Source organism: Methylobacterium sp. SD274, assembly GCF_017355285.1.
Taxonomy (GTDB): Bacteria; Pseudomonadota; Alphaproteobacteria; order Rhizobiales; family Beijerinckiaceae; genus Methylobacterium.
In genome coordinates, this window is sequence record NZ_JADIJP010000006.1 from 86,317 (window position 1) to 106,057 (window position 19,741).

14 protein-coding genes and 1 tRNA gene are annotated in these 19,741 nt (G+C 65.9%); 7 read left to right on the forward strand and 8 right to left on the reverse strand.

Annotation, left to right across the window (positions count from 1 at the left end; translation table 11 throughout):
* Positions 1-29 precede the first annotated feature (29 nt).
* Positions 30-1,811: a glucan ABC transporter ATP-binding protein/ permease gene (locus tag IPV08_RS07665; RefSeq protein ID WP_207411405.1), complete on the forward strand. Its 1,782-nt coding sequence runs from the start codon at positions 30-32 to the stop codon at positions 1,809-1,811.
* A gap of 152 nt (positions 1,812-1,963) precedes the next feature.
* On the opposite strand, the gene IPV08_RS07670 is transcribed toward IPV08_RS07665, so the two are convergent.
* Positions 1,964-2,791 carry a transglutaminase family protein gene (locus IPV08_RS07670; protein WP_056433514.1) on the reverse strand — a complete coding sequence of 276 codons (828 nt, stop codon included), beginning with the start codon at positions 2,789-2,791 and terminating at the stop codon, positions 1,964-1,966.
* Positions 2,792-2,914: 123 nt separating this feature from the next.
* Positions 2,915-3,799: a YihY/virulence factor BrkB family protein gene (locus tag IPV08_RS07675; protein WP_056433509.1), complete on the reverse strand. Its 885-nt coding sequence runs from the start codon at positions 3,797-3,799 to the stop codon at positions 2,915-2,917.
* Positions 3,800-3,966: 167 nt separating this feature from the next.
* Here IPV08_RS07675 and IPV08_RS07680 point away from each other — a divergent pair, with 167 nt between their 5' ends.
* Entirely contained in the window at positions 3,967-4,866 is a 900-nt protein-coding gene (locus tag IPV08_RS07680) for a DMT family transporter (RefSeq protein WP_207411406.1), read from the forward strand.
* Between the two features lie 190 nt (positions 4,867-5,056).
* Positions 5,057-6,739 (forward strand): acyl-CoA dehydrogenase family protein, encoded by a 1,683-nt coding sequence (locus IPV08_RS07685; RefSeq protein WP_056433503.1) that lies wholly within the window; start codon positions 5,057-5,059, stop codon positions 6,737-6,739.
* Between the two features lie 149 nt (positions 6,740-6,888).
* On the opposite strand, the gene IPV08_RS07690 is transcribed toward IPV08_RS07685, so the two are convergent.
* Positions 6,889-10,050 (reverse strand): multidrug efflux RND transporter permease subunit, encoded by a 3,162-nt coding sequence (locus tag IPV08_RS07690; protein WP_056433500.1) that lies wholly within the window; start codon positions 10,048-10,050, stop codon positions 6,889-6,891.
* 3 nt (positions 10,051-10,053) lie between these two features.
* Complete coding sequence (locus IPV08_RS07695; protein ID WP_156467932.1) at positions 10,054-11,238, reverse strand: efflux RND transporter periplasmic adaptor subunit; 1,185 nt, start codon at positions 11,236-11,238, stop codon at positions 10,054-10,056.
* A gap of 1,074 nt (positions 11,239-12,312) precedes the next feature.
* Between IPV08_RS07695 and IPV08_RS07700 the strand changes: the two genes are divergently transcribed.
* Both IPV08_RS07700 and IPV08_RS07705 read left to right on the forward strand, forming a co-directional pair.
* On the forward strand, positions 12,313-12,843 hold the full coding sequence (locus IPV08_RS07700) for a L,D-transpeptidase (RefSeq protein ID WP_156467931.1): 531 nt from the start codon (positions 12,313-12,315) through the stop codon (positions 12,841-12,843).
* A gap of 61 nt (positions 12,844-12,904) precedes the next feature.
* A complete protein-coding gene (locus IPV08_RS07705) occupies positions 12,905-13,708 on the forward strand; it encodes a TSUP family transporter (RefSeq protein ID WP_056452796.1) in 804 nt (267 codons plus the stop codon).
* A gap of 7 nt (positions 13,709-13,715) precedes the next feature.
* Here IPV08_RS07705 and IPV08_RS07710 read toward each other — a convergent pair whose 3' ends face one another.
* Positions 13,716-14,762, reverse strand: a complete 1,047-nt coding sequence (locus tag IPV08_RS07710; RefSeq protein WP_207411407.1) for a MaoC family dehydratase — start codon at positions 14,760-14,762, stop codon at positions 13,716-13,718.
* 51 nt (positions 14,763-14,813) lie between these two features.
* Entirely contained in the window at positions 14,814-15,116 is a 303-nt protein-coding gene (locus tag IPV08_RS07715) for a YggT family protein (RefSeq protein ID WP_056433481.1), read from the reverse strand.
* A 111-nt stretch (positions 15,117-15,227) separates the two neighbouring features.
* Between IPV08_RS07715 and IPV08_RS07720 the strand changes: the two genes are divergently transcribed.
* A tRNA-Ala gene (locus IPV08_RS07720) sits at positions 15,228-15,303 on the forward strand.
* Positions 15,304-15,535: 232 nt separating this feature from the next.
* On the opposite strand, the gene IPV08_RS07725 is transcribed toward IPV08_RS07720, so the two are convergent.
* Positions 15,536-16,078, reverse strand: coding sequence for a sigma-70 family RNA polymerase sigma factor (locus IPV08_RS07725; protein WP_207411408.1), 543 nt, complete (start codon positions 16,076-16,078; stop codon positions 15,536-15,538).
* A gap of 540 nt (positions 16,079-16,618) precedes the next feature.
* Here IPV08_RS07725 and IPV08_RS07730 point away from each other — a divergent pair.
* Entirely contained in the window at positions 16,619-17,692 is a 1,074-nt protein-coding gene (locus IPV08_RS07730) for a GNAT family N-acetyltransferase (RefSeq protein ID WP_207411409.1), read from the forward strand.
* Between the two features lie 236 nt (positions 17,693-17,928).
* On the opposite strand, the gene atzF is transcribed toward IPV08_RS07730, so the two are convergent.
* A complete protein-coding gene (gene atzF, locus IPV08_RS07735) occupies positions 17,929-19,728 on the reverse strand; it encodes an allophanate hydrolase (RefSeq protein ID WP_207411489.1) in 1,800 nt (599 codons plus the stop codon).
* Positions 19,729-19,741: the final 13 nt, after the last annotated feature.

The window sequence follows — 19,741 nt, forward strand, 5'->3', positions numbered from 1 at the left end:
CCGTGATTGGCATCGGAGCACACGTCGTCATGCCGTTGGTTCGTCTCTATGCGCGCGTCATGGGCCTACTGGGCGCCGATCGGCGCCTGGCAGTCCTCCTCGCTGTCGCCAATGTGGCCCTCGCGGTCGCGGCTTTCGCCGAGCCGCTGCTCATGGGGCGCATCATCGATCAGCTGACGCATCTGAAGAGCGACGGTAACGCCTTCTCGACACTGGCGCCTCTCATCGGCGCATGGGTCGCCTTCGGCCTGTTCACCATCGCGGCCGGCGTCACCATCGCACTGCATGCGGACCGGCTGGCGCATCGCAATCGGCTCGCGTCCATGGCGAATTACTTCGAGCATGTGCTCGAACTGCCACTGGCCTTTCATTCCTCGAACCATTCCGGCCGCGTCCTGAAGGCGATGCTGGAAGGATCGAACGGCATGTTCTGGCTCTGGCTCGGCTTCTTCCGCGATCATTTCGTCGCCGTCGTGTCCCTCGCCGTGCTCCTGCCGATGACCCTGTTCGTGAACTGGCAGCTCGGCTCGATCCTGGTCGTGCTGGTGACGATGTTCACCGTGCTCACCACCTTCGTCATGCGCCGCACCGAGATGTTGCAGGGCCGGGTCGAGGCCTACCAGTCGGGCCTTGCCGCCCATGCCTCCGACGCCCTCGGCAACGTCGCCGTGATCCAGTCCTTCACCCGCGCCAAGGCGGAGAAGGAGGCCATGCACGGCATCATTCGCAACCTGCTCGCGGCCCAGATCCCGGTCCTGTCGTGGTGGGCGCTCGCCAATGTCGCGACCCGCGCTGCCGCCACCCTGACCATGACGGCCATCTTCATCACGGGTATCGCCCTGCATCAGCACGGCATGGCCTCGATCGGCGAAGTGGTGGCCTTCATGAGCCTTGCCACCATGCTCGTCGCCCGCCTCGATCAGGTCGCCACCTGCATCAACGGTCTGTTCCAACAGATGCCCAAGATCGCCGAGTATTTCGAGATTCTGGACACGACCCCGGCCGTCCACGATCGTCCCGGTGCCATGCAGGTGGCCCGGTTCGAGGGCGAAGTCTCCTTCGATCAGGTCGGCTTCTCCTACACCCCGCGCCGCAAGGCCGTGGAGAGCGTCTCCTTCACGGCGCAGGCCGGGCAGACCATCGCCCTCGTCGGCACCACAGGCTCAGGCAAGTCGACCACACTGGGCCTGCTGCACCGTGCATTCGACCCCGATACTGGCGCTATCCGCATCGACGGTACCGACATCCGTGATATCGGCCTCGCCTCCCTGCGTCACAACATCGGCGTGGTGTTCCAGGAGCCGATGCTGTTCGCCCGCTCGATCCGTGAGAATCTCCAGGTCGGCCGTCCCGACGCCACCGATGCGGAGATGCTCGACGCCCTCGACCGTGCCCAGGCGACGGAGTTTATGGATCGCCAGTTCGACGGTCTCGACACGATCATCGGCGAGCGCGGCCGCTCGCTCTCAGGCGGCGAGCGCCAGCGTCTGTCCATCGCCAGGGCGCTGCTCAAGAATCCGCCCGTGCTGATCCTCGACGAGGCCACGTCCGCCTTGGACGCGACCACCGAGCGGAAGCTGCAGGGTGCGCTCGAAGCCGTGATGGAGGGCCGGACCACCTTCGTCATCGCCCACCGTCTGGCGACGATCCGCAACGCCGACCGCATCCTCGTCTTCCACGAGGGCCGGATCGTCGAATCGGGAACCTTCGAGGAACTCGTCGCGGAGAACGGCCGCTTCGCCGACCTCGCCCGGGCGCAGTTCATGGCCGGTGCCGACGCCTCCGAGCCCACACTCGCCCTGGCAGCCTGACGGAGAAAACCCTCCCCCCCCGCGTCGGGGGAGGGTCACTGCCGATCAGGCGGAGACGGGGGTAATCTCTCAGGCGGTTGCGCGACCCTCATCGAGCCAACTGCGTGTATGCCCTTCTTCCGCGGACGGGAGGAAGGTTCATCGACACCCTCCTATCTGCGGGGATGGGCGTCGCCCATGTCCTCCTCGGCCCACACTTTGAACTTCGTCAGGACGTTCGTTCCGAACGTATGGGTCAGCGGGACGTCCGCCGCATCTCGTCCGCGGGCAACCAGGATACGACCACGGCGCGGGGCGTTGTTGCGCGGGTCGAAGACATGCCAGGCACCGCCGAGATAGACTTCGGTCCAGGCGGCGAAATCCCCGGGCGCATGCGGCTCGGGTTCGCCGATGAAACTGAGATAACCGGTGCAATAACGCGTCGGCATGTTCAGGCCACGGCAGAACGCCACGAACAGGTGAGCGTAGTCGCGACACACTCCGCGCCCTACGGCGAGGGCATCTGCAGCGGTGCGGTCCACATTCGAATAGCCGTAGCCGAAGCTGATATGGCCGTGGACCCAATCACAGACGGCTTGAGCGCGTGCCCAGCCGGGCGTGACGTCGCCGAACAGGCGCCACGCTTCGTTCGAGAGCAGATCGGATTCGCAGTAGCGGCTCGCCACCAGGAAGGGCAGGGCCTCCAGGGGCAAGTCCTCGATGGGATGCTGGATCGCTTGCGGCACGACCGGATCGAGATCGCCATCATCATCGAGCCATCCCTCCACCGAAAGGGTCACCGCCCCCGCCGGTGCCACGAGGCGGCAGCAGCGGTTACCGAAATCGTCGATGAACACTTCGTGCGGCGTCTCCGGGCCGATGGCCAGGCTGTCCGGCTCCATCGCTCCAGCGAACCGGCTCGGATGCGCCGTCAATCGAGCGATCATCGGAGTAGGATAGGCGAAATCGTAGCCCATCTCGCAGCCGAACCTGATGCGCATTACCGTTGAACCTCCGACCGACCGTCGCGCCAGCCCTGCCGCCCTCATGCCCGCGCGAGACCGTTCGGCATAGGCCGCGAAGGTCACAGGTGGATGTCAGCATGCAGGTCGCGACACTCCGCTTCATTGCCGGCGCGCCTCGGCCTGCTTGGCCAACATCCGGGCCTGCAGCCGCTGCCGCCGTGCTGCAATGACGGTGCCATTGATTTCACCGCCGAAGAGGAACATCGCGGCTAGCCAGTAGAGGAAGACCAGGAACACCATCGCGGTGGCCAATCCGCCATAGGTCGAGGCGTAGGCGGCCGAGAACCGATCGAGGTAGAAGCCGAACCCGAGTCCGGCGAGAAACCAGAGGACCAGCGTCACGGCAACGCCGGGCAAGACCGACAGGATGGCGCGACGGCCCGCAGCCACGAATTTATGGGCGATGACCAGAACCGTGGCGAGCAGGAAGGCCGTGATCGCGATCCGCCCGATAGCCACGGTGAGGCTCAGTGGTTCGAGCCCAGGCGCCACGTTGATGATACGACGCCAGATCAGCGGTCCCAGGACGACGAGCAGCGCGAAGGCGAGCATGGCGAAGGCGCCGCAGACGACGTAACCGATGGATTCGAGTCGGGTGAGCCACCAGGGCCGGATCTCGCGCAGGCCGTAGGCTCGGTTGAGCCCCACCCTGAGGCTCTCCACTCCGGAGGACGAGAAGTAGAGGGCGAGCAGCGCGCCGATGGTGAGCACGCCGCCACGTTGCTCGGTGAGCACACGGTGAACCTCACTCGCGATGGGTTTCGCCACCTCGCGCGGCCAAGCCTCGAAAATCAGGTCGCCCGCCTCGTCGGCCAGCGACTTGGTCCCAAGCAGACCGGCCAAGGCGGCGAGCAGGATCAGGAAGGGAAACAGCGACGTCAGGATCGAGAGAGCGATATGGCTCGCGATCGCCCAGCCGTCATGGGCAACGAAGCGCTGGGCGGCGAGGCTGGCGATGTTGGCACTGTTGCGGAGACGGCTCACGGCGGGTGGGGCGCTTCTCGTGACTGGGGGGACTCATCGACCCGTCTGTCTAAACGCGAGGCCGGGCGATGGCGCAACGTCCAGGGCGATGGTCCGATCGATGCAATGCCGCCCGCCACCAATGCGACTTGTGTTCGGCGGTTCGGTGTGTTGCCTGCGCCACCGTCATGTCAGTCGATGCACCGGCTTCCTCAACCCGTACCGTGCCCGCTTCGGTGGTCTCGTCGGTCTTCGTCCTGATCTGGGCATCGGGCTTCGTCGCCGCGCGTTTCGTGGCGCCCCATGCGGAGGCCTTCACCTTCGTCGCCATCCGACTCGTCGGCGTCGCCATCGTCCTGACCGCCATCACCATCGGCCTCGGCGCGAGATGGCCGCGCAGCCGGGCAGGATGGCGCGATGCCCTGGTTGCCGGCGTGCTGATGCAGGGCATCTACGTCATCGGCGTATTCTGGTCGGTGGAGCGCGGCCTGCCATCGGGCATCGCTGCCCTGGTCGGCAGTCTCCAGCCCCTGCTGACGGCCGCGATGGCGCGTCCATTCCTCGGTGAAATCGTCAGCCCGCGTCGCTGGATCGGGATCGCCACGGGCTTTGCCGGCGCACTTCTCGTCCTCGCCCCGAAAATCGGTGCTGCAGACGCGTCCGGTATCCCGGCACTTCCGCTTCTCGCCTGCCTCGGTGCCATGGTGGCAATGACGATCGGCACCCTGTGGCAGAAGAGTCGTGCGGGACAGGCCGAATTGCTGCCGAATGCGGCGATCCAGTTCGTCGGGGCGACGCTCCTCGCCGTGCCGGCGGCGCTTCTGTTCGGCACCGGCCGTTTCGACGCGTCCCTGCCGCTCTGGGGCGGACTGGCCTGGTCGATCCTCGTGAATTCGGTGGCGGGCATCCTGCTTCTTCTGGCCCTGATCCGGCGCGGCGAGGTGGCCGGCGTCGCCTCCCTGCTCTTTCTGGTCCCCCCGGTCTCGGCGGCGATGGCCTATCTCCTGTTCGGCGAGACACTGGCCCCGATCCAGATGGCCGGCATGGCCGTGGCCACGATTGGGGTCGCGGTCGCCAGCCGAAGATGAGTTTTTCTTTGATTCATCTCTCAATAAAATTCAGCTCTCCTGGTTTTGTCGAGCAAAACCAGGCTTTCCGCGGCAAGAAATAATGAATTCAGGCGGGATAGTGCCGCGCTGCGGCGAGACGCCTCTACAGACTTGGCAAACCTGCCTATAATGAGCGCCAACCCTCATTCTGATTTGAGAGATTCGAACCATGTCCGCTTCCCCGGCCGTCTCCACCGAACCGCAGGATCTCCTGACCCTCGCCCAGGGCGCCGGCGAAGCTGCCAAGGCCCTCGTCGCCGAGGCGACCCGCCGCGTTCGCGCGAAGGTTCTCTCCGCCGATGGGAAGATCTCGCCTGAGAAGCTTGAGGCCGAGCAGCATGCCGCCCACGGCCTCGCCTGGCTCGCCACCTATGCCGAAGGTGTTCGCGAACTCGGCGCCTACGCAGCGCGCCTGACCGAAGCCGGAGAATTCGGGGAGACCGAGGCGCTCCTCGTGAAGATCGGCATCGGCGAATATCTCGACCAGATGTTCTCGGGCATTCCCATGAGCCAGGGCGAGATCGTGCGCGTCACCGGCTCGCTCGGTCTTTCCGCCCGCGAGATCGCGAAGTTCCGGACGGACGCCGTCGAGGCCATGATCGCGGAGGGCAATACGGCGGCCAATCGCGCCGCATTGGTCGCTCGCATCCGCGACAACGGTGGCTCGGCCACCATCGGCAAGTCCGGCCTCGACGAGGACATGGAGGCGATCCGCTCCGAGATGCGCCGCTTCGGCCTCGCCGAGGTCGTGCCGCACGCCCATGAGTGGCACAGCCAGAACGCCTACATCCCGATGGAGATCGTCACCAAGATGGCCGAGCTCGGCGTCTTCGGCCTGACGATCCCAGAGGAATACGGCGGCATGGGCCTGCCCAAGATCTCGATGTGCGTCGTATCCGAGGAACTGTCCCGCGCCTATATCGGCGTCGGCTCGCTCGGCACCCGCTCGGAGATCGCCGCCGAGCTCATCCTGTGCGGCGGCACCGAGGAGCAGAAGCACCGCTTCCTGCCCGGCATCGCGTCCGGCGATACCCTCCCCACCGCCGTGTTCACCGAGCCGAATACCGGCTCCGACCTCGCGTCCCTCCGCACCAAGGCGGTGAAGGACGGCGACGTCTGGAAGATCTCGGGCAACAAGACCTGGATCACGCACCCGGTCCGCGCCGACATCATGACCTGTCTCGTGCGCACCAAGCCCGAAGAGAAGGGTCACAGGGGTCTGTCGCTCCTCGTCGCCGAGAAGCCCCGCGGCACCGATGAGGATCCCTTCCCGGTGGCCGGCCTGTCCGGCGGCGAGATCCACGTCCTCGGCTATCGCGGCATGAAGGAATACGAGCTCGCCTTCGACAATTTCGAAGTGCCGGCGGCCAACCTTCTCGGCGAAGTCGAGGGCAAGGGCTTCACGCAGCTCATGCAGACCTTCGAATCCGCCCGCATCCAGACGGCGGCTCGCGCCATCGGCGTGGCGCAGAACGCCCTCGACCTCGGTCTCCGCTACGCCGAGGACCGGGTGCAGTTCGGCAAAGCGCTGATCAACTTCCCCCGCGTCGCCGACAAGATCGCCATGATGGCGGTGGAGATCAACATCGCCCGCCAGCTCACCTACTTCTCCGCCCGTGAGAAGGACGAGGGCAAGCGCTGCGATCTCGAGGCCGGCATGGCGAAGCTGCTCGGCGCCCGCGTCGCCTGGGCGGCGGCCGACAACGCCCTGCAGATCCATGGCGGCAACGGCTTCGCGCTGGAATACGCAGTCAGCCGCGTCCTCTGCGACGCGCGCATCCTCTCGATCTTCGAGGGCGCCGCCGAGATCCAGGCCCAGGTCATCGCCCGCCGGCTTCTCGAAACCGCCTGAGCCTCCTCGCCATAAACGGCGGCCGGGCGTTCAGCCCGGTCGCGGCGGGGCATCCAAACGAAAAAGGCCTGGAACCGGGTTCTCCCCGGTTCCAGGCCTTTTTCGTTTGAAGGTTCCTCTTCCCCAGAGGTGAGGAAGAGGAACCGCTTCTATTCCGCCGGTGCGTGATGGCTCGATGGCATGGATCCCGCCTCGGCCGCCTTCGGCTCGTGCTCCACCGGCTTCGTCTTGAACAGGCGCATGATGAAGACGAAGAAGACCGGCACGAACAGAACCGCCAGGATCGTGGCAGAGATCATGCCGCCGAGCACGCCGGTACCGATGGCCTGCTGGCTCTTCGACGCTGCGCCCGAGGCGATGGCCAGGGGCACCACGCCGAAGATGAAGGCCAGCGAGGTCATGACGATCGGTCGGAAGCGGAGCGTCGATGCCTCGATGGTCGCATCGACGAGCGATTTACCCGGCTTCCAGAGATCCTTGGCGAATTCCACGATCAGGATCGCGTTCTTGGCCGAGAGACCGATGATCGTGATGAGGCCGATCTTGAAATACACGTCGTTGGGCAGCCCGCGGAGGTAGACGGCCGCCACCGAGCCGATGACGCCGAGCGGGATGACCAGCAGCACCGAGAACGGGATCGACCAGCTTTCGTAAAGCGCCGCGAGGCATAGGAACACGATCAGGATCGACAGGGCGAGGAGCAGGGTCGCCTGGCTTCCCGCCTGTTTCTCCTGCAGCGACTGACCGGTCCAGACATAGCCGAAGCCCTTCGGCAATTGCTGCATCAGGCGCTCCATCTCGGCGATGGTGTCGCCGGACGTATAGCCAGGTGCCGGTTCACCGGTGATGCGCACCGACTGATAGCCGTTGAAGCCGATGATCTGGGCTGGGCCGACGCTCCATTTGAGGTCTGCGAAGGACGACATCGGCACCATGGTGCCCTGGCTGTTCTTGACGCCGTAATTCAGCAAATCGGCTGCCTTCAGGCGCTGGCTGTCCTCCGCCTGCACGATGACGCGCTGCATCTTGCCCCGGTTCGGGAAGTCGTTGGTGTAGACCGAACCGAGATTGACCTGGATCGTGTTGTTGATCTCCTCGAAATCGACACCCAGTGCCGCCGCCTTCTCACGGTCGATGACGAGTTCCGCCTGAGGCGCGGGCGGCAGACCCTCGACATAGACCTTCTGCAGGATCGGGCTTTTCTTGGCGAGGGAGAGCAACTGCTCCTGGGCCGCCATCAGGGCCGAATAGCCTTTCTGGGCACGGTCCTGCAGGCGGAAGCTGAAGCCCGAGGCGTTGCCGAGATTGTCGATGGGCGGCGGCTCCAGAGCCTGAATCACCGCGTCCTTGTAGCTGGACAGCGCCTTGTTGGTGCCCTCCACGAGGGCAGCCGCCGAGTTCGCGGCGTCGCGCTCACCCCATGGCTTCAAGGTCACGAAGGCCTGGCTGGTCACCTGGCCCTGGCCGGAGAACGAGAAGCCGTTGACGATCGTCACCGTGGCGACGCCGGGCTGCGCAAGGAGATGCTCTTCCACCGCCTTCACCGCTTTCAGCGTGCGGTTGAACGACGAGCCGGGCGGTGTCTGGATATCCACGGTGAAGAAGCCCTGGTCCTCCACCGGCAGGAAGCCTTCCGGCATCCGCACGAAGGCGAAGCCGAGGCCGATGACGAGGGCGAGATAGACCATCATCACCCGGCCGGACCGCTTGATCATCCCCGCGACGCCGCGCCCGTAGCGCGCGGTCTCCCGGTCGACGACCCGGTTGAACCAGCCAAACACGCCGCCCTTGGAATGGCCGTGTCCCTTCTCGATAGGCTTGAGGAGGGTGGCGCAGAGAGCGGGCGTCAGCGTCAGCGCGAGCAGCGCCGAGAAGCCGATGGACGTCACCATCGCGATGGAGAACTGACGGTAGATGATGCCCACCGAGCCCGGGAAGAACGCCATCGGGATGAAGACCGCGATGAGCACCAGGGTGATGCCGATGATGGCGCCAGTGATCTGGCTCATCGCCTTGCGGGTCGCCTCCTTCGGAGACAGCCCTTCCTCGTTCATGATGCGCTCGACATTCTCCACGACCACGATGGCGTCGTCGACGAGGATGCCGATGGCCAGCACCATGCCGAACATGGTGAGCACGTTCACCGAGAACCCGGCGAGCAGCATCACCGTGCAGGTGCCCATGAGGGCGATCGGCACGACGATGGTGGGGATCAGGGTGTAGCGGATGTTCTGGAGGAAGAGGAACATCACCACGAAGACGAGGATGACGGCCTCCACCAGCGTCATCAGCACCTTCTTGATCGAGGCTTCGACGGCGGGCGTGATGTCGTAGGGGATGTCCCACTGCACGTTGGAGGGGAAGAACTGCGACAGCTCTTCCATCTTCGCGCGAATGGCGGAGGCGGTCTCGAGGGCGTTGCCGTCGGGCGCCAGGGTCACCGAGATGCCCGCCGCCTCACCGCCGTTCAGGCGGGTGGTGAACTTGTAGTCCTCGCCGCCGAGCTCGATCCGGGCGATGTCGCGCAGGCGCACGTTCGAGCCGTCCGGATTGGCACGCAGCACGATGGCTCCGAACTCTTCCGGCGCCGTCATCTGTCCCTTCACGATGATGGGGAAGTTGACGGTGTTCGAGGCCGGGCTCGGCATGGCGCCGACGGCGCCCGATGCGATCTGGACGTTCTGGTTGGTGATCGCCTTCGAGACGTCGGACGCGTTCAGCGATAGGCCGCGCAGCTTGTCGGAATCGATCCAGATGCGAAGGCTGCGCTCGGTCGAATAGAGCGTCGCGCGACCCACGCCGGGGATACGACGAATCTCGTTGATGACGTTGCGAATGAGGAAGTCGCCGAGCGCAATCTCGTCCATCGATTTATCGGGCGAGATCAGCGTGATGATGTTGAGGGTGGCGGCGGAGGCCTCCTCGACCAGCGTCCCCTGCTGGCGCACTTCCGCCGGAAGACGGGCTTCCACGCGCTTGAGGCGGTTCTGCACTTCGACGCCGGCGAGGCTCGAATCGGTGCCGGGCTGGAACTGGGCCGTGATCTCGACGACACCGAACGCGTCGCTGGCGGATTCGAAGCTCAGGATGTTGGCCGCACCGTTGAGCTCATCCTCGATGAGGCGGGTGGTGCCGGTATAGAGGTTCTCCACCGACGCGCCGGGATAGGCCGTCGACAGCGCGATAGAAGGTGGCGCGATGACCGGATACTGGGCGACCGGCAGGCTGGGGATCGACAGAATTCCGCCCAGGCAGATGAATAGCGCGACGACCCAAGCGAAGATCGGGCGATCGATAAAGAAACGGGCCATGGCTCAGCGCACCTGCGCCGAGGCGGGCTGCGGGCTGGGTGCCCGGTCATCGAGGTCGGTATCGATCGGTTTCAGTTCGGCGTGAGCGGAGGCGACCTTGAGCTCGACGGTCTTCACGGCCGACCCCACAGAGATCTTCTGGACTCCCTCGACCACGACGCGATCCCCGGTCTTCAGGCCGTCGCGGATGATCCAGTTCGAATCGACGACCGGGCCAACCTCCACCGGCTGGAGCATGACCTTGTCGTCTTTGCCGACGATCCAGACCTCGGCCTTGCCGTCATTGGTGCGCTGGATCGCCTGTTGTGGCACCGCAATGGCATCAGCGTCGATGCCCTGCTTGATGCGGGCGCGGACATACATGCCCGGAAACAGCTCATCATGCGGGTTTGGGAACAGCACGCGCAGGGTGACCTGTCCGGTGCTCGGATCGGCGGTGACGTCCGAGAAGAGGACCTTGCCGGCCGACCCGTAGAGTGAGCCGTCATCCATGATGAGATGCGCGTTGGCGGTGTCCTTGGAAAGTCGCGATAGCTCGCCGCTGGCCAGATCGCGGCGCAGCTTGTTCAACTCACCGACCGACTGGGTGATGTCCACGTAGATCGGATCGAGCTGCTGGATCGTGGCGAGGATCGCAGTCGCACCCTGTTCGACCAGCGTACCCTCGGTGAGAAGCGCACGGCCGATGCGGCCGGAGATCGGGGCGCGCACGTCGGTGTAGTTGAGGTTCAGCTTGGCCCTATCGCGCGTGGCCTTGGCGCCGGCCACCTCCGCCTGGGCCTGTTTCAGGCTGGCATAGGCGCTGTCGTACTGCGCCTGGCTGGCGGTCTGGCGCGAAAGCAGCTGCTCGAGACGGTCGGCTTGCTGGCCGGCCAGGACCTGGGCGGCCTCGGTGCGGGCGAGGGCCGCCTCGGCACTGGCGAGCTCGGCCTCGAACGGAGCCGGGTCGATCTTGTAGAGAATGTCGCCTTCCTTGACCAAGCTGCCCTGCTCGAACGTGCGCTTGACCACGAGGCCGGACACGCGGGAGCGCACTTCGGCGATGCGCAGGGGCGCAACGCGACCCGGAAGATCGCGCACATAGGGAATAGGCTGTTCGCGGACGGTGACGACACTGACTTCCGGCGGCTGGGTCGGCACCGGCGCCGCGGCCTGTTGCTTCTGGTTGCAGGCAGACAGGGCGACCATGACGGAGGCAGCAGCCAGAGAGGCCGGCCAGACACGTCGGACGCGGTGAGAAGTGGTCGTCACGATGATTTAGCTCCTATGCGATACGCGGTCGACCGCAATCCGGCAGGGGATTGGCGGCACTGACACTCAAGTCCTGGGCGAAGATCCGCGAAGCGACTTCAGCACCTTGGCAATCGCTGGGCCACGCAGGGCGGCCATGGCGTCATTGGGCGTGTGGCGGCCGGACCGGGGCCAACCACACACATCACGGCTTCAGCAATCGCTCACAATCTTGGCGATCACGCGACGCAAGCCGGAAAAAGGAGAGCCTTCGACGCGGTTTGGTTAAAACGCCGCGGCCAAGCTCTCAGGTGGCGATCCTGGGAGGGCGGTGGAGTGGTGCGTCCGCGCTGATCCCGAGAGACAAGGCCGAACGACCACGCAACGTCGGTGCCGAGGCTGCACCGAGCACACGAGATCCCGAAAGCGAGGGCGGGGTCATCGCGTCGTCGACCTCCAGACGCGCGGCGGAACCGGTCGACGGAACCTCACCCTGGCTCACGAGACCGTCGTGCCCCCGGCTGCTGACGGGCGCACCGATACCGGCGCCCCACAGCTCCTGCGGGAAACTCGGCAGAACCATCACAAGGAGGGAAAGCAACACCAGCAGGGTCGACAGAGCCGAGCGAGGACGAACGACCGCATGCGCTTGCGGGGCGTTCGAAGCGAGGCATCCTGCCTCGACGGAGGCAACGGCAGATCTGGTCGTCTCTGAAGTCACGAAACTGAGGGTGGTGCGAAAGTTCCCGCAGCGCAATAACCTGCGACATTCTGTCAAGCGGGCGGGCGAGAGCGGGGATCACCGCCGTTGCGCCAATCCCACAGTATATTCCGTTCACATCGCAGCGGGTTGACCGCCCTTAACCATCCGGCCAAGTCTGCCGATCCAATCATCTGACGTCCGGCTCGCAGAGCCTGGACCTCGCCGGAATGGGAGACGGGGTGCCTGCGCACCGGCTTGTCCAGATCCGGCCGGAGACGATTAAAATGGGCATTCGCTCTCTCCTCGCCGCCTCGGCTCTCGCGTTGGGCATGGGCCTTGCCACAAGCGTCGGTGCCAGCGCCGGTAACCCGTTCGACAGCGGTCCGATCGCGGATTTCCTCAATATCTTCAAGGAACAGGCGATCCCGCGCGAGACAGTCGCGTGGAAGGGCTCAGAGAAACCCGGAACCGTGGTCGTCTCCACGAGCCAGCGCCGGCTCTACTATGTCCTCGGCGGCGGAGCGGCTGTCCGCTACGGCGTCGGCGTCGGGCGTCAGGGCTTCTCCTGGTCGGGCGAGAAGTCGGTGACGATGAAGAAGGAATGGCCGGCTTGGCGTCCGCCGGCGCAGATGCTGGCGCGGCGGCCCGACCTGCCGCGCTACATGGCCGGCGGCCAGGACAACCCCCTCGGCGCGCGGGCGATGTATCTCGGCTCCTCGCTCTACCGTATCCACGGCTCCAACGAGCCGGAAACCATGGGTGCCGCCGTCTCGTCGGGCTGCATCCGCATGACCAACAAGGATGTGGTCGACCTCTACGACCGGGTGAAGGTCGGCACGAAGGTGATCGTGCGCAACTGAAGACCCCATCCGCCTCCCGCCGGCATCCGGTCGGTCGCGACCGAACGGAGGAGAGAGCGGAATGATCTTCGGTGTCGACATCAGCCTCGTCGCGGGCCTGTTCGCCGTGGCCGTGGCGGCTGGCTGCGTCGATGCCATCGCGGGCGGGGGCGGCCTCATCACGGTGCCGGCACTGCTCCTGTCCGGGCTCGATCCGGTGAGCGCCATCGCCACCAACAAGCTCCAGGGCAGCGCCGGCGCGATCTCATCGACCATCGCCTTCGCGCGCCGCGGTCACATCCATTGGCCGGCGGCCTGGAAGATCGCCCTCAGCGCCGGTCTCGCCTCGATCGGTGGTGCGCTCTGCGTCAGCCTATTGCCGCGCCCCGTCCTCGACGCGGCCGTACCCGTCCTGCTGATCGGGATCGCGTTCTATTTCGCTTTCGCGCGGCGGATGAGCAGCGAAGACGCGGCGGCACGGATGCGCCCCGGCCTGTTCGCGCTCACCTGGGCTCCCGCCGTCGGCTTCTACGACGGTGTGTTCGGCCCCGGCGCCGGGGCCTTCTACATGATCGGGTTCGTGACGCTGCTCGGGCTCGGCGTGGTGCGTGCGACCGCCCATACCAAGCTCGCCAATGCCGCCAGCAACCTCGGCAGCCTTGCCCTGTTCGCAGCCTCGGGCCACGTGGTCTGGACCATCGGCATCGCCATGGCCTTCGGGGCTTTCATCGGGGCCCAGATCGGCTCGATCCTGGCGATCCGCCTCGGCGCGAAGCTGATCCGGCCGCTTCTCGTCACCATCGCCTGCGCGATGGCGATCCGGTTGCTCTCGAACCCCGAAAACCCACTGCGGCAGGCCGTGATGGGCCTGTTCGCCGGGAACTAAGCGCGCGTCAGCGCGGCATGAAGGCCCAGTAATCCAGGTCCAGGATCACGGCCGGGTCGTAGCCGTCACCGACCTTGTCCGGATGGTTGCCGCAGGGCTGGTTCTTCGTGGCGACCGTGCGCAGGCGAAGAGCGCCGATATCCGTGCGGCCGGGAAGCTCGGCGGCTTCGAGCACTTCGCTCCAGGCATAGACCGTGTCACCCGCGAAAAGCGGCGCCACGTGGCGCCCGGCATTGATGCCGGCGAGCGCGAAGGCGTTGCCGAGACCGTTGAAGCTGAGCGCACGGGCGAGAGAAATGACGACACCGCCATAGATCAGGCGCCGGCCGAACCGTGTGTCCTTCGCGGCGAAGCCGTCGAAATGCACCTTGGCGGTATTCTGGTAGAGGCGCGTGGCGATCTGGTGCTCGGCCTCCTCGACGGTCATGCCGTCGACATGGTCGATCTTCTCGCCGACCACGTAGTCGCCGAACCGGTGCGGGCTGCCGGCGAGGTCGAGATCGTAGGCGCCGACGTTAAGCGGCGGCAGGGCGCCGGCCAGGTCGGCCGGGTCGACCACCTTGGCGAAGGTCGGGACATGTTCCTGCTCAATCTTCGCTTCCGGGTCCCGCTTCTTCACCAGCACCCAGCGGCAATAGCTCAGAACCGTCTCGCCGTTGGCGTCGGACCCGGTGGAGCGGACGTAGACCACGCCGGTCTGGCGGTTCGAGCTCTCCTTGAGGCCGATCACTTCGGAGACCGTGGAGAGGGTCTCGCCCGGATAGACCGGCCGGCGGAAACCGCCCTCGGCATAGCCGAGATTGGCGAGCGCATTCAGGGAGATGTCCGGGACCGTCTTGCCGAAGACCACGTGGAAGGTGAGCAGGTCGTCCAGCGGGCTCTGCGGGTAGCCGATGGCCTTGGCGAAGGCATCGGAGGACTGAACGGCGAAGCGCGGGCCGTAGAGGGAGGTGTAGAGCGCGACGTCGCCGCCCGTCACCGTGCGCGGCGTGGCATGGCGGATGGTCTCACCGAGGCGATAATCCTCGAAGAAGCGGCCGGGATTGGTCTTCATCTCTTGGTCGTCCCTCGACGTGATTTTCTTGGCCCTTTGTCCAGTGCGGCCTCAGCCGCCATAGACCACGGTCTGGGGCGGAATGACCTCGTGCAGGAGGCGGCTGATGAAGAGAAGCAGCAGCACCAGGACGATCGGCGACAGGTCGATCCCACCGAGATTGGGCAGGACGCTGCGGATCGGGCGAAGAACCGGCTCGGTCAGCCGGTAGAGCACCTCACCGATCTGCGACACGATCGGGTTGCGCACGTTGACCACGTTGAAGGCCACGAGCCAGCTCAGCACGGCGCTGGCGATCAGCACGTAGATGAAGAGCTGGACGACGGTGTCGAAGAGCCAGAGAAGAGCGTACATGCGCGGTTCTGATGTCCTCGTTCGCCCCGCCTCACCGGCGCGGGTCAACGGCGGGATTTCCTGAATTGACAGCCCGAGGCACGCGCGCTTACAAAGCGGCCACCTCGGAACGGGGCTGTAGCTCAGATGGGAGAGCGCCGCAATCGCACTGCGGAGGTCAGCGGTTCGATCCCGCTCAGCTCCACCAGGTTTCTTTCAAGTCCCTGGTGAATCAACGATCTTGTCGTGAACGCGTAGCTTTTCCGGCGCCGGGAGACAGGATCAGCCAGCTTGGTAGCGTGCCGGGCTGCGACGGTGTTTCGTCGCTGGTGACCAATGTGACAGCGCAACATGTTACCCGCTAACGGCCTCCTGCGCAGGAAGGCCGCGCGGCGTCCATGACCCGCACATGAGCGCGACGCGTCCTGAGCGCGAAATGCCTAGGCCGCGGCCGACCGGCACAGGGCCGTGCCGTCACGGATCATGAAATTCACCAGCGTCGGCGAGACGCCGTTCTCGCGTGCCAGGACGGTCTGCGGAATGCCGTCGATCCGATGGGCGAGAAACACCCGGCGGGTTCGCTCCGAGGTCGTTTCCAGCGCGGCCAGTGCTGCCTTCAGCGCCTGGCATTGCTCGAGGCGGTCCTGAGGACAGGTACAGGGAGCGGGAATGGCCTCGGCCTGCTCATCCGGCACGAAGCGGCAGCGCTCGCGGATCGTGCGCCGCGCCCAATCGATGGCGGCGTTCCGAACCATCCGCCGCAGGTAATGCAGCGGCGCCTCGACGCGGCGACCAGGACGCAGATCGGCGGCCGGCTCCTCGCAGAGCTTGAGCACCACCTCCTGCACCACGTCCTCCGCCGCCGAGCGATCACGCAGGATCTGCGTCGCGTAGGCCACGAGGCCCGACTGTTCGGCGATGAGAGCAGCGAGCAGCGGAGCTGCGATGTCGCTCCGCCTTCCAGGCGAATGAGACTGTGACATGGACGACCTTCTTCGGATGCGTAGGTCAGTACGAAAACGCGCGAAACTGCCCAGCCGCGCCACGTCGCCGGGTCATTTCCACGATCCAACTCGGATATGGAGGCTAAAGAGATAAATTCCACAGACATACAAGAGTGATTTTATAGGGAGATGTTTGAATTAGAAATATTCTAAATGTAGAATCGCCGGTTACATCGAATGGGTCAGACGATATTCAGGCTTTCCTCGAAGGGTTTATGCTATGAAGCTACATGAAATTTGGCCAAAATGTTCTGTCGCATGGCCACAGGCCATCTGCTGCATGAACGACCACATCTTCGGATTGTGAACGGTTGCGTTAAGAAAAGATACAGTTATTGCGCGAGTAGGACCCGGCTGCCCAGGATCGAAAGGCGTGACGGCAGCGGAGTGCTCGCCTCGTCATGCCGCTGTGGGCGCCACGAGTTTCCCGGTTGCCCCTAAATTTCCGGAGTGCCGGAGCGTCCTGTCCCAGAGGGCATCCCGGTCGCGGATGCCGGTACCAGCCAACGACGAGACGCGATGCTTTCGACAACAGTTCCTTTTCGATGCGGCGAGGCGACGGGCCGTACCGTCGAGGTCTACCTGGACGGCGACCGGCTCAGCGTCGTGGCGGAGGGCCGGGTCGGTCTACGCCTGCGCCTTCAGCAGGGGAGCAGGCCGCATCTGTCCCTGGAGGAGCCCGTGAGACCCGACCCGAGCGAGGTCCTGACGAACATCACGGCGGCATTCGAGATGGTCTCGGCGACACATCCAGATGCCGAACGGATCGGCCTCGACGGTGCCAGCTTCGCGGGTCTCGTCGCCTCCCTGGCGGAACGTGGCCTCGTCGTCCGGGAAGGCGACGCGCTTTCCGTCGATCCGACGATGCTGTGGCAGCGCCCCGAACCCTGGCTCGCCAACCTCGCCGCGCGCGATTTTCCGGCGCGGCCGGTGATGAGCGGCGGCAAGCGCCATCCGCAGCGGCCGCCGAAGCCCAAGGGCGTGATCTATTCCCGCTTCATCCCCTGGCTCGGACAGGCCGTGGCGTTCCGCGCCGCCACAATCGACGACGTCGATACCCTGCATCGCTGGTTCAACGATCCGGTGGTCGATGCCGCCTGGGGCGAGGCCGGCGAACGCGACAAGCACGCGGCCTATCTCGCCGGTATCATCGCCGATCCGCACATGATCCCGCTGATCGGGACGATCGGCGGCGAACCGTTCGGCTATTTCGAGATCTACTGGGCCAAGGAGAACCGCCTCGCCCCGTTCTACGACGTGCAGGATTACGATCGCGGCTGGCATGTCCTGATCGGCGAGAGCCGGTTTCGCGGCAAGGCCTACATCTCGGCCTGGCTGCCCTCGCTGATGCACGCGCTCTTCCTCGACGACCCGCGCACGGAGCGAGTCGTCGGCGAGCCCAAGGCGGACCATGTCCAGCAATTGCGCAACCTGGAGCGGTCGGGCTTCGCGCGGATCAAGACCTTCGATTTTCCGCACAAGCGCGCGGCCCTGGTGATGCTCCTGCGCGAGCGCTTCTTTTGCGAAAGGCTGTGGTCGCCGGCGGGGGGCATCCCCGCCTCGCCGGAGACCGTCTCGCCGCCGGCGTCCTGACGGGACGCGTCAGCGCAGGGCGACTGAACATGGCACCACGCCGTCATTCCGGGTCGCCAGAGGCGAGCCCGGACCCGGAGGGCCGCGCCAGAGGCGTGCAATCCAGAGCCGCCAACGGTGCAAAGTCCTGCAGCACCTGTGTTTCTGGATCCCGGGCTCCGCTGCGCGGCCCCGGGATGACGGGGTGCTACGATTGGATTTTGGACGCGTGAATCGGCATCTGCGATTGCCCTGCCTCAGCGGGAGGCGAGGTAGGCGCGCCAGCCGCCATGGATTGTGATGTCCTCGGCGCCTGCCACCGCATGGGCCTCGCACAGGAACCCGGAGACGTTTGAACCGTCCTCCAGGGTGAGCTTGCCGATGCCGAGGGGGGCGGGGATCGCGGCGGTGAAGCGGCCGAAACCGGCCGGGGGCAGTGCCCAGATCTCCACCTCCAACCCGCCGCCGGCAAAGCCCGGCTCGTGGACCAGACCGGGCTTGGCCGGGTGAGTGCCGGGCAGGGCGTAGAGGCGGTACGCGCCCGAGGTCCGCGCCGCCCGCACCTTCCTGCCGCCGAGATCGGTGAGCTGGTGGTTGAGCGGGAGCCCCGTGAGATGGGCGCCCACCACCGCGATGGCGATCTCGTCCGTCTCGGTGGCCGAGACCCGGCTCGCCTCGGGCAGAACCGCGTCGCGCGCGATCCCCATTCCGCTCGCCGCCGCGCGGTGGAGCGCGTCGGCCCAGGGGCCCAAAGCCTCGTCGCTGAAGCCGGGGCCGACGAGCGTCACGCCGCCGGGCAATCCATCGGCACCGAAGCCTCCCGGCACCGCGATCGCGGCGAGGCCGAGGAGATTGGCGAAGTTGGTGTAATGGCCGAAATGGCTGTTGAGGCGAATCGGGTCGGCCTGCATCTCCTCAACCGTGTAGGTGGTGGGGGAGGTCGGCAGGAGCAGGATGTCGACCTCCACCCAGGTCGCCTCGGTGCGCCGCCGCAGGGCCTCGAACGCGTAGTGGCCCTCGAACGCATCGACGGCGCTGTAGCCCTTGGCGGAGTCGACGATGCTCCTCACGCTCGGGTCGAGGGCGTCGGCATTCCCGGCGAAGAACCCGGCGATGGCGGCCAGGCGCTCAGCCACCCACGGCCCGTTATAGAGCAACGTCGCGATCTCGCGGAACGGCGCGTAATCGAAGGGCACCGCCACGGTGCCCAGCGCTTCGAGGCGGGCGATGGCCGCATCGTAGAGCGCCTCGCGCTCGGCATCTCCGTAGAACTCGCGCTCGGCCGGGGTCAGGACGCCGAAGCGCAGGCCCTGAGCGGGGAGCGAATGTGGTACCGCCCGCCGCGAGAACGGATCGGCGGCGTCGAACCCCTCCGCGATGCGGCGGATCGCGAGACCGTCGCCCACGGTGGCCGTGAAGATGCTGATGCAGTCGAGGCTGCGGCAGGCGGGGACGAGGCCCGTCGTGCTGAACAGGCCCGGCGTCGGCTTGATCCCCACGAGGTTGTTAAACATCGCCGGCACGCGGCCGGAACCGGCCGTGTCGGTGCCCAGCGAAAAGCTCGCGAGCCCCGCCGCCACGGCGACGGCCGAACCGGAACTCGACCCGCCCGAGACATGGGCGGCGCTGAACACGCTGCGCGGCGCGCCGTAGGGCGAGCGGGTGCCGTTGAGGCCGGTGGCGAACTGGTCGAGATTGGTCTTGCCCGTGCAGAACGCACCCGCCGCCTTGAGGCGCGTCACCACCTCGGCATCCGCCTCCGCCGTGTAGGCGAAGGCCGGGCAGGCCGCCGTCGTCGGCAGGCCGGCGACGTCGATATTGTCCTTCACCGCGAAGGGCACGCCCCAGAGCGGCAGGGAGTTCGGCTCGGGGTGGCGCGCCATCAGGTCCCGCGCCGCACTCACCAAGGCCTCCCGGTCGAGGGCGGTGATGAAGATGGCGGGGTCCGTGGACGCCTCCATCCTTTCGGCGACGGCTTCGGCGACGGTGACGGGGGTGACACGCCCCGCCGCGTAGAGGGCGCGCAGGGTCGACAGGTCGAGGATGGTCGGCAGCATGTCGGTCGGCTCT

Bases quoted from the DNA above. Each gene is read 5' to 3' on its own strand.
- IPV08_RS07695 (WP_156467932.1), bottom strand. From the start codon at position 11,238: ATGGTCGCCCTGTCTGCCTGCAACCAGAAGCAACAGGCCGCGGCGCCG.
- IPV08_RS07700 (WP_156467931.1), top strand. From the start codon at position 12,313: ATGGGCCTTGCCACAAGCGTCGGTGCCAGCGCCGGTAACCCGTTCGAC.
- IPV08_RS07665 (WP_207411405.1), top strand. From the start codon at position 30: ATGCCGTTGGTTCGTCTCTATGCGCGCGTCATGGGCCTACTGGGCGCC.
- IPV08_RS07670 (WP_056433514.1), bottom strand. From the start codon at position 2,791: ATGCGCATCAGGTTCGGCTGCGAGATGGGCTACGATTTCGCCTATCCT.
- IPV08_RS07705 (WP_056452796.1), top strand. From the start codon at position 12,905: ATGATCTTCGGTGTCGACATCAGCCTCGTCGCGGGCCTGTTCGCCGTG.
- IPV08_RS07685 (WP_056433503.1), top strand. From the start codon at position 5,057: ATGTCCGCTTCCCCGGCCGTCTCCACCGAACCGCAGGATCTCCTGACC.
- atzF (WP_207411489.1), bottom strand. From the start codon at position 19,728: ATGCTGCCGACCATCCTCGACCTGTCGACCCTGCGCGCCCTCTACGCG.
- IPV08_RS07710 (WP_207411407.1), bottom strand. From the start codon at position 14,762: ATGAAGACCAATCCCGGCCGCTTCTTCGAGGATTATCGCCTCGGTGAG.
- IPV08_RS07715 (WP_056433481.1), bottom strand. From the start codon at position 15,116: ATGTACGCTCTTCTCTGGCTCTTCGACACCGTCGTCCAGCTCTTCATC.
- IPV08_RS07680 (WP_207411406.1), top strand. From the start codon at position 3,967: ATGTCAGTCGATGCACCGGCTTCCTCAACCCGTACCGTGCCCGCTTCG.
- IPV08_RS07725 (WP_207411408.1), bottom strand. From the start codon at position 16,078: ATGTCACAGTCTCATTCGCCTGGAAGGCGGAGCGACATCGCAGCTCCG.
- IPV08_RS07730 (WP_207411409.1), top strand. From the start codon at position 16,619: ATGCTTTCGACAACAGTTCCTTTTCGATGCGGCGAGGCGACGGGCCGT.
- IPV08_RS07690 (WP_056433500.1), bottom strand. From the start codon at position 10,050: ATGGCCCGTTTCTTTATCGATCGCCCGATCTTCGCTTGGGTCGTCGCG.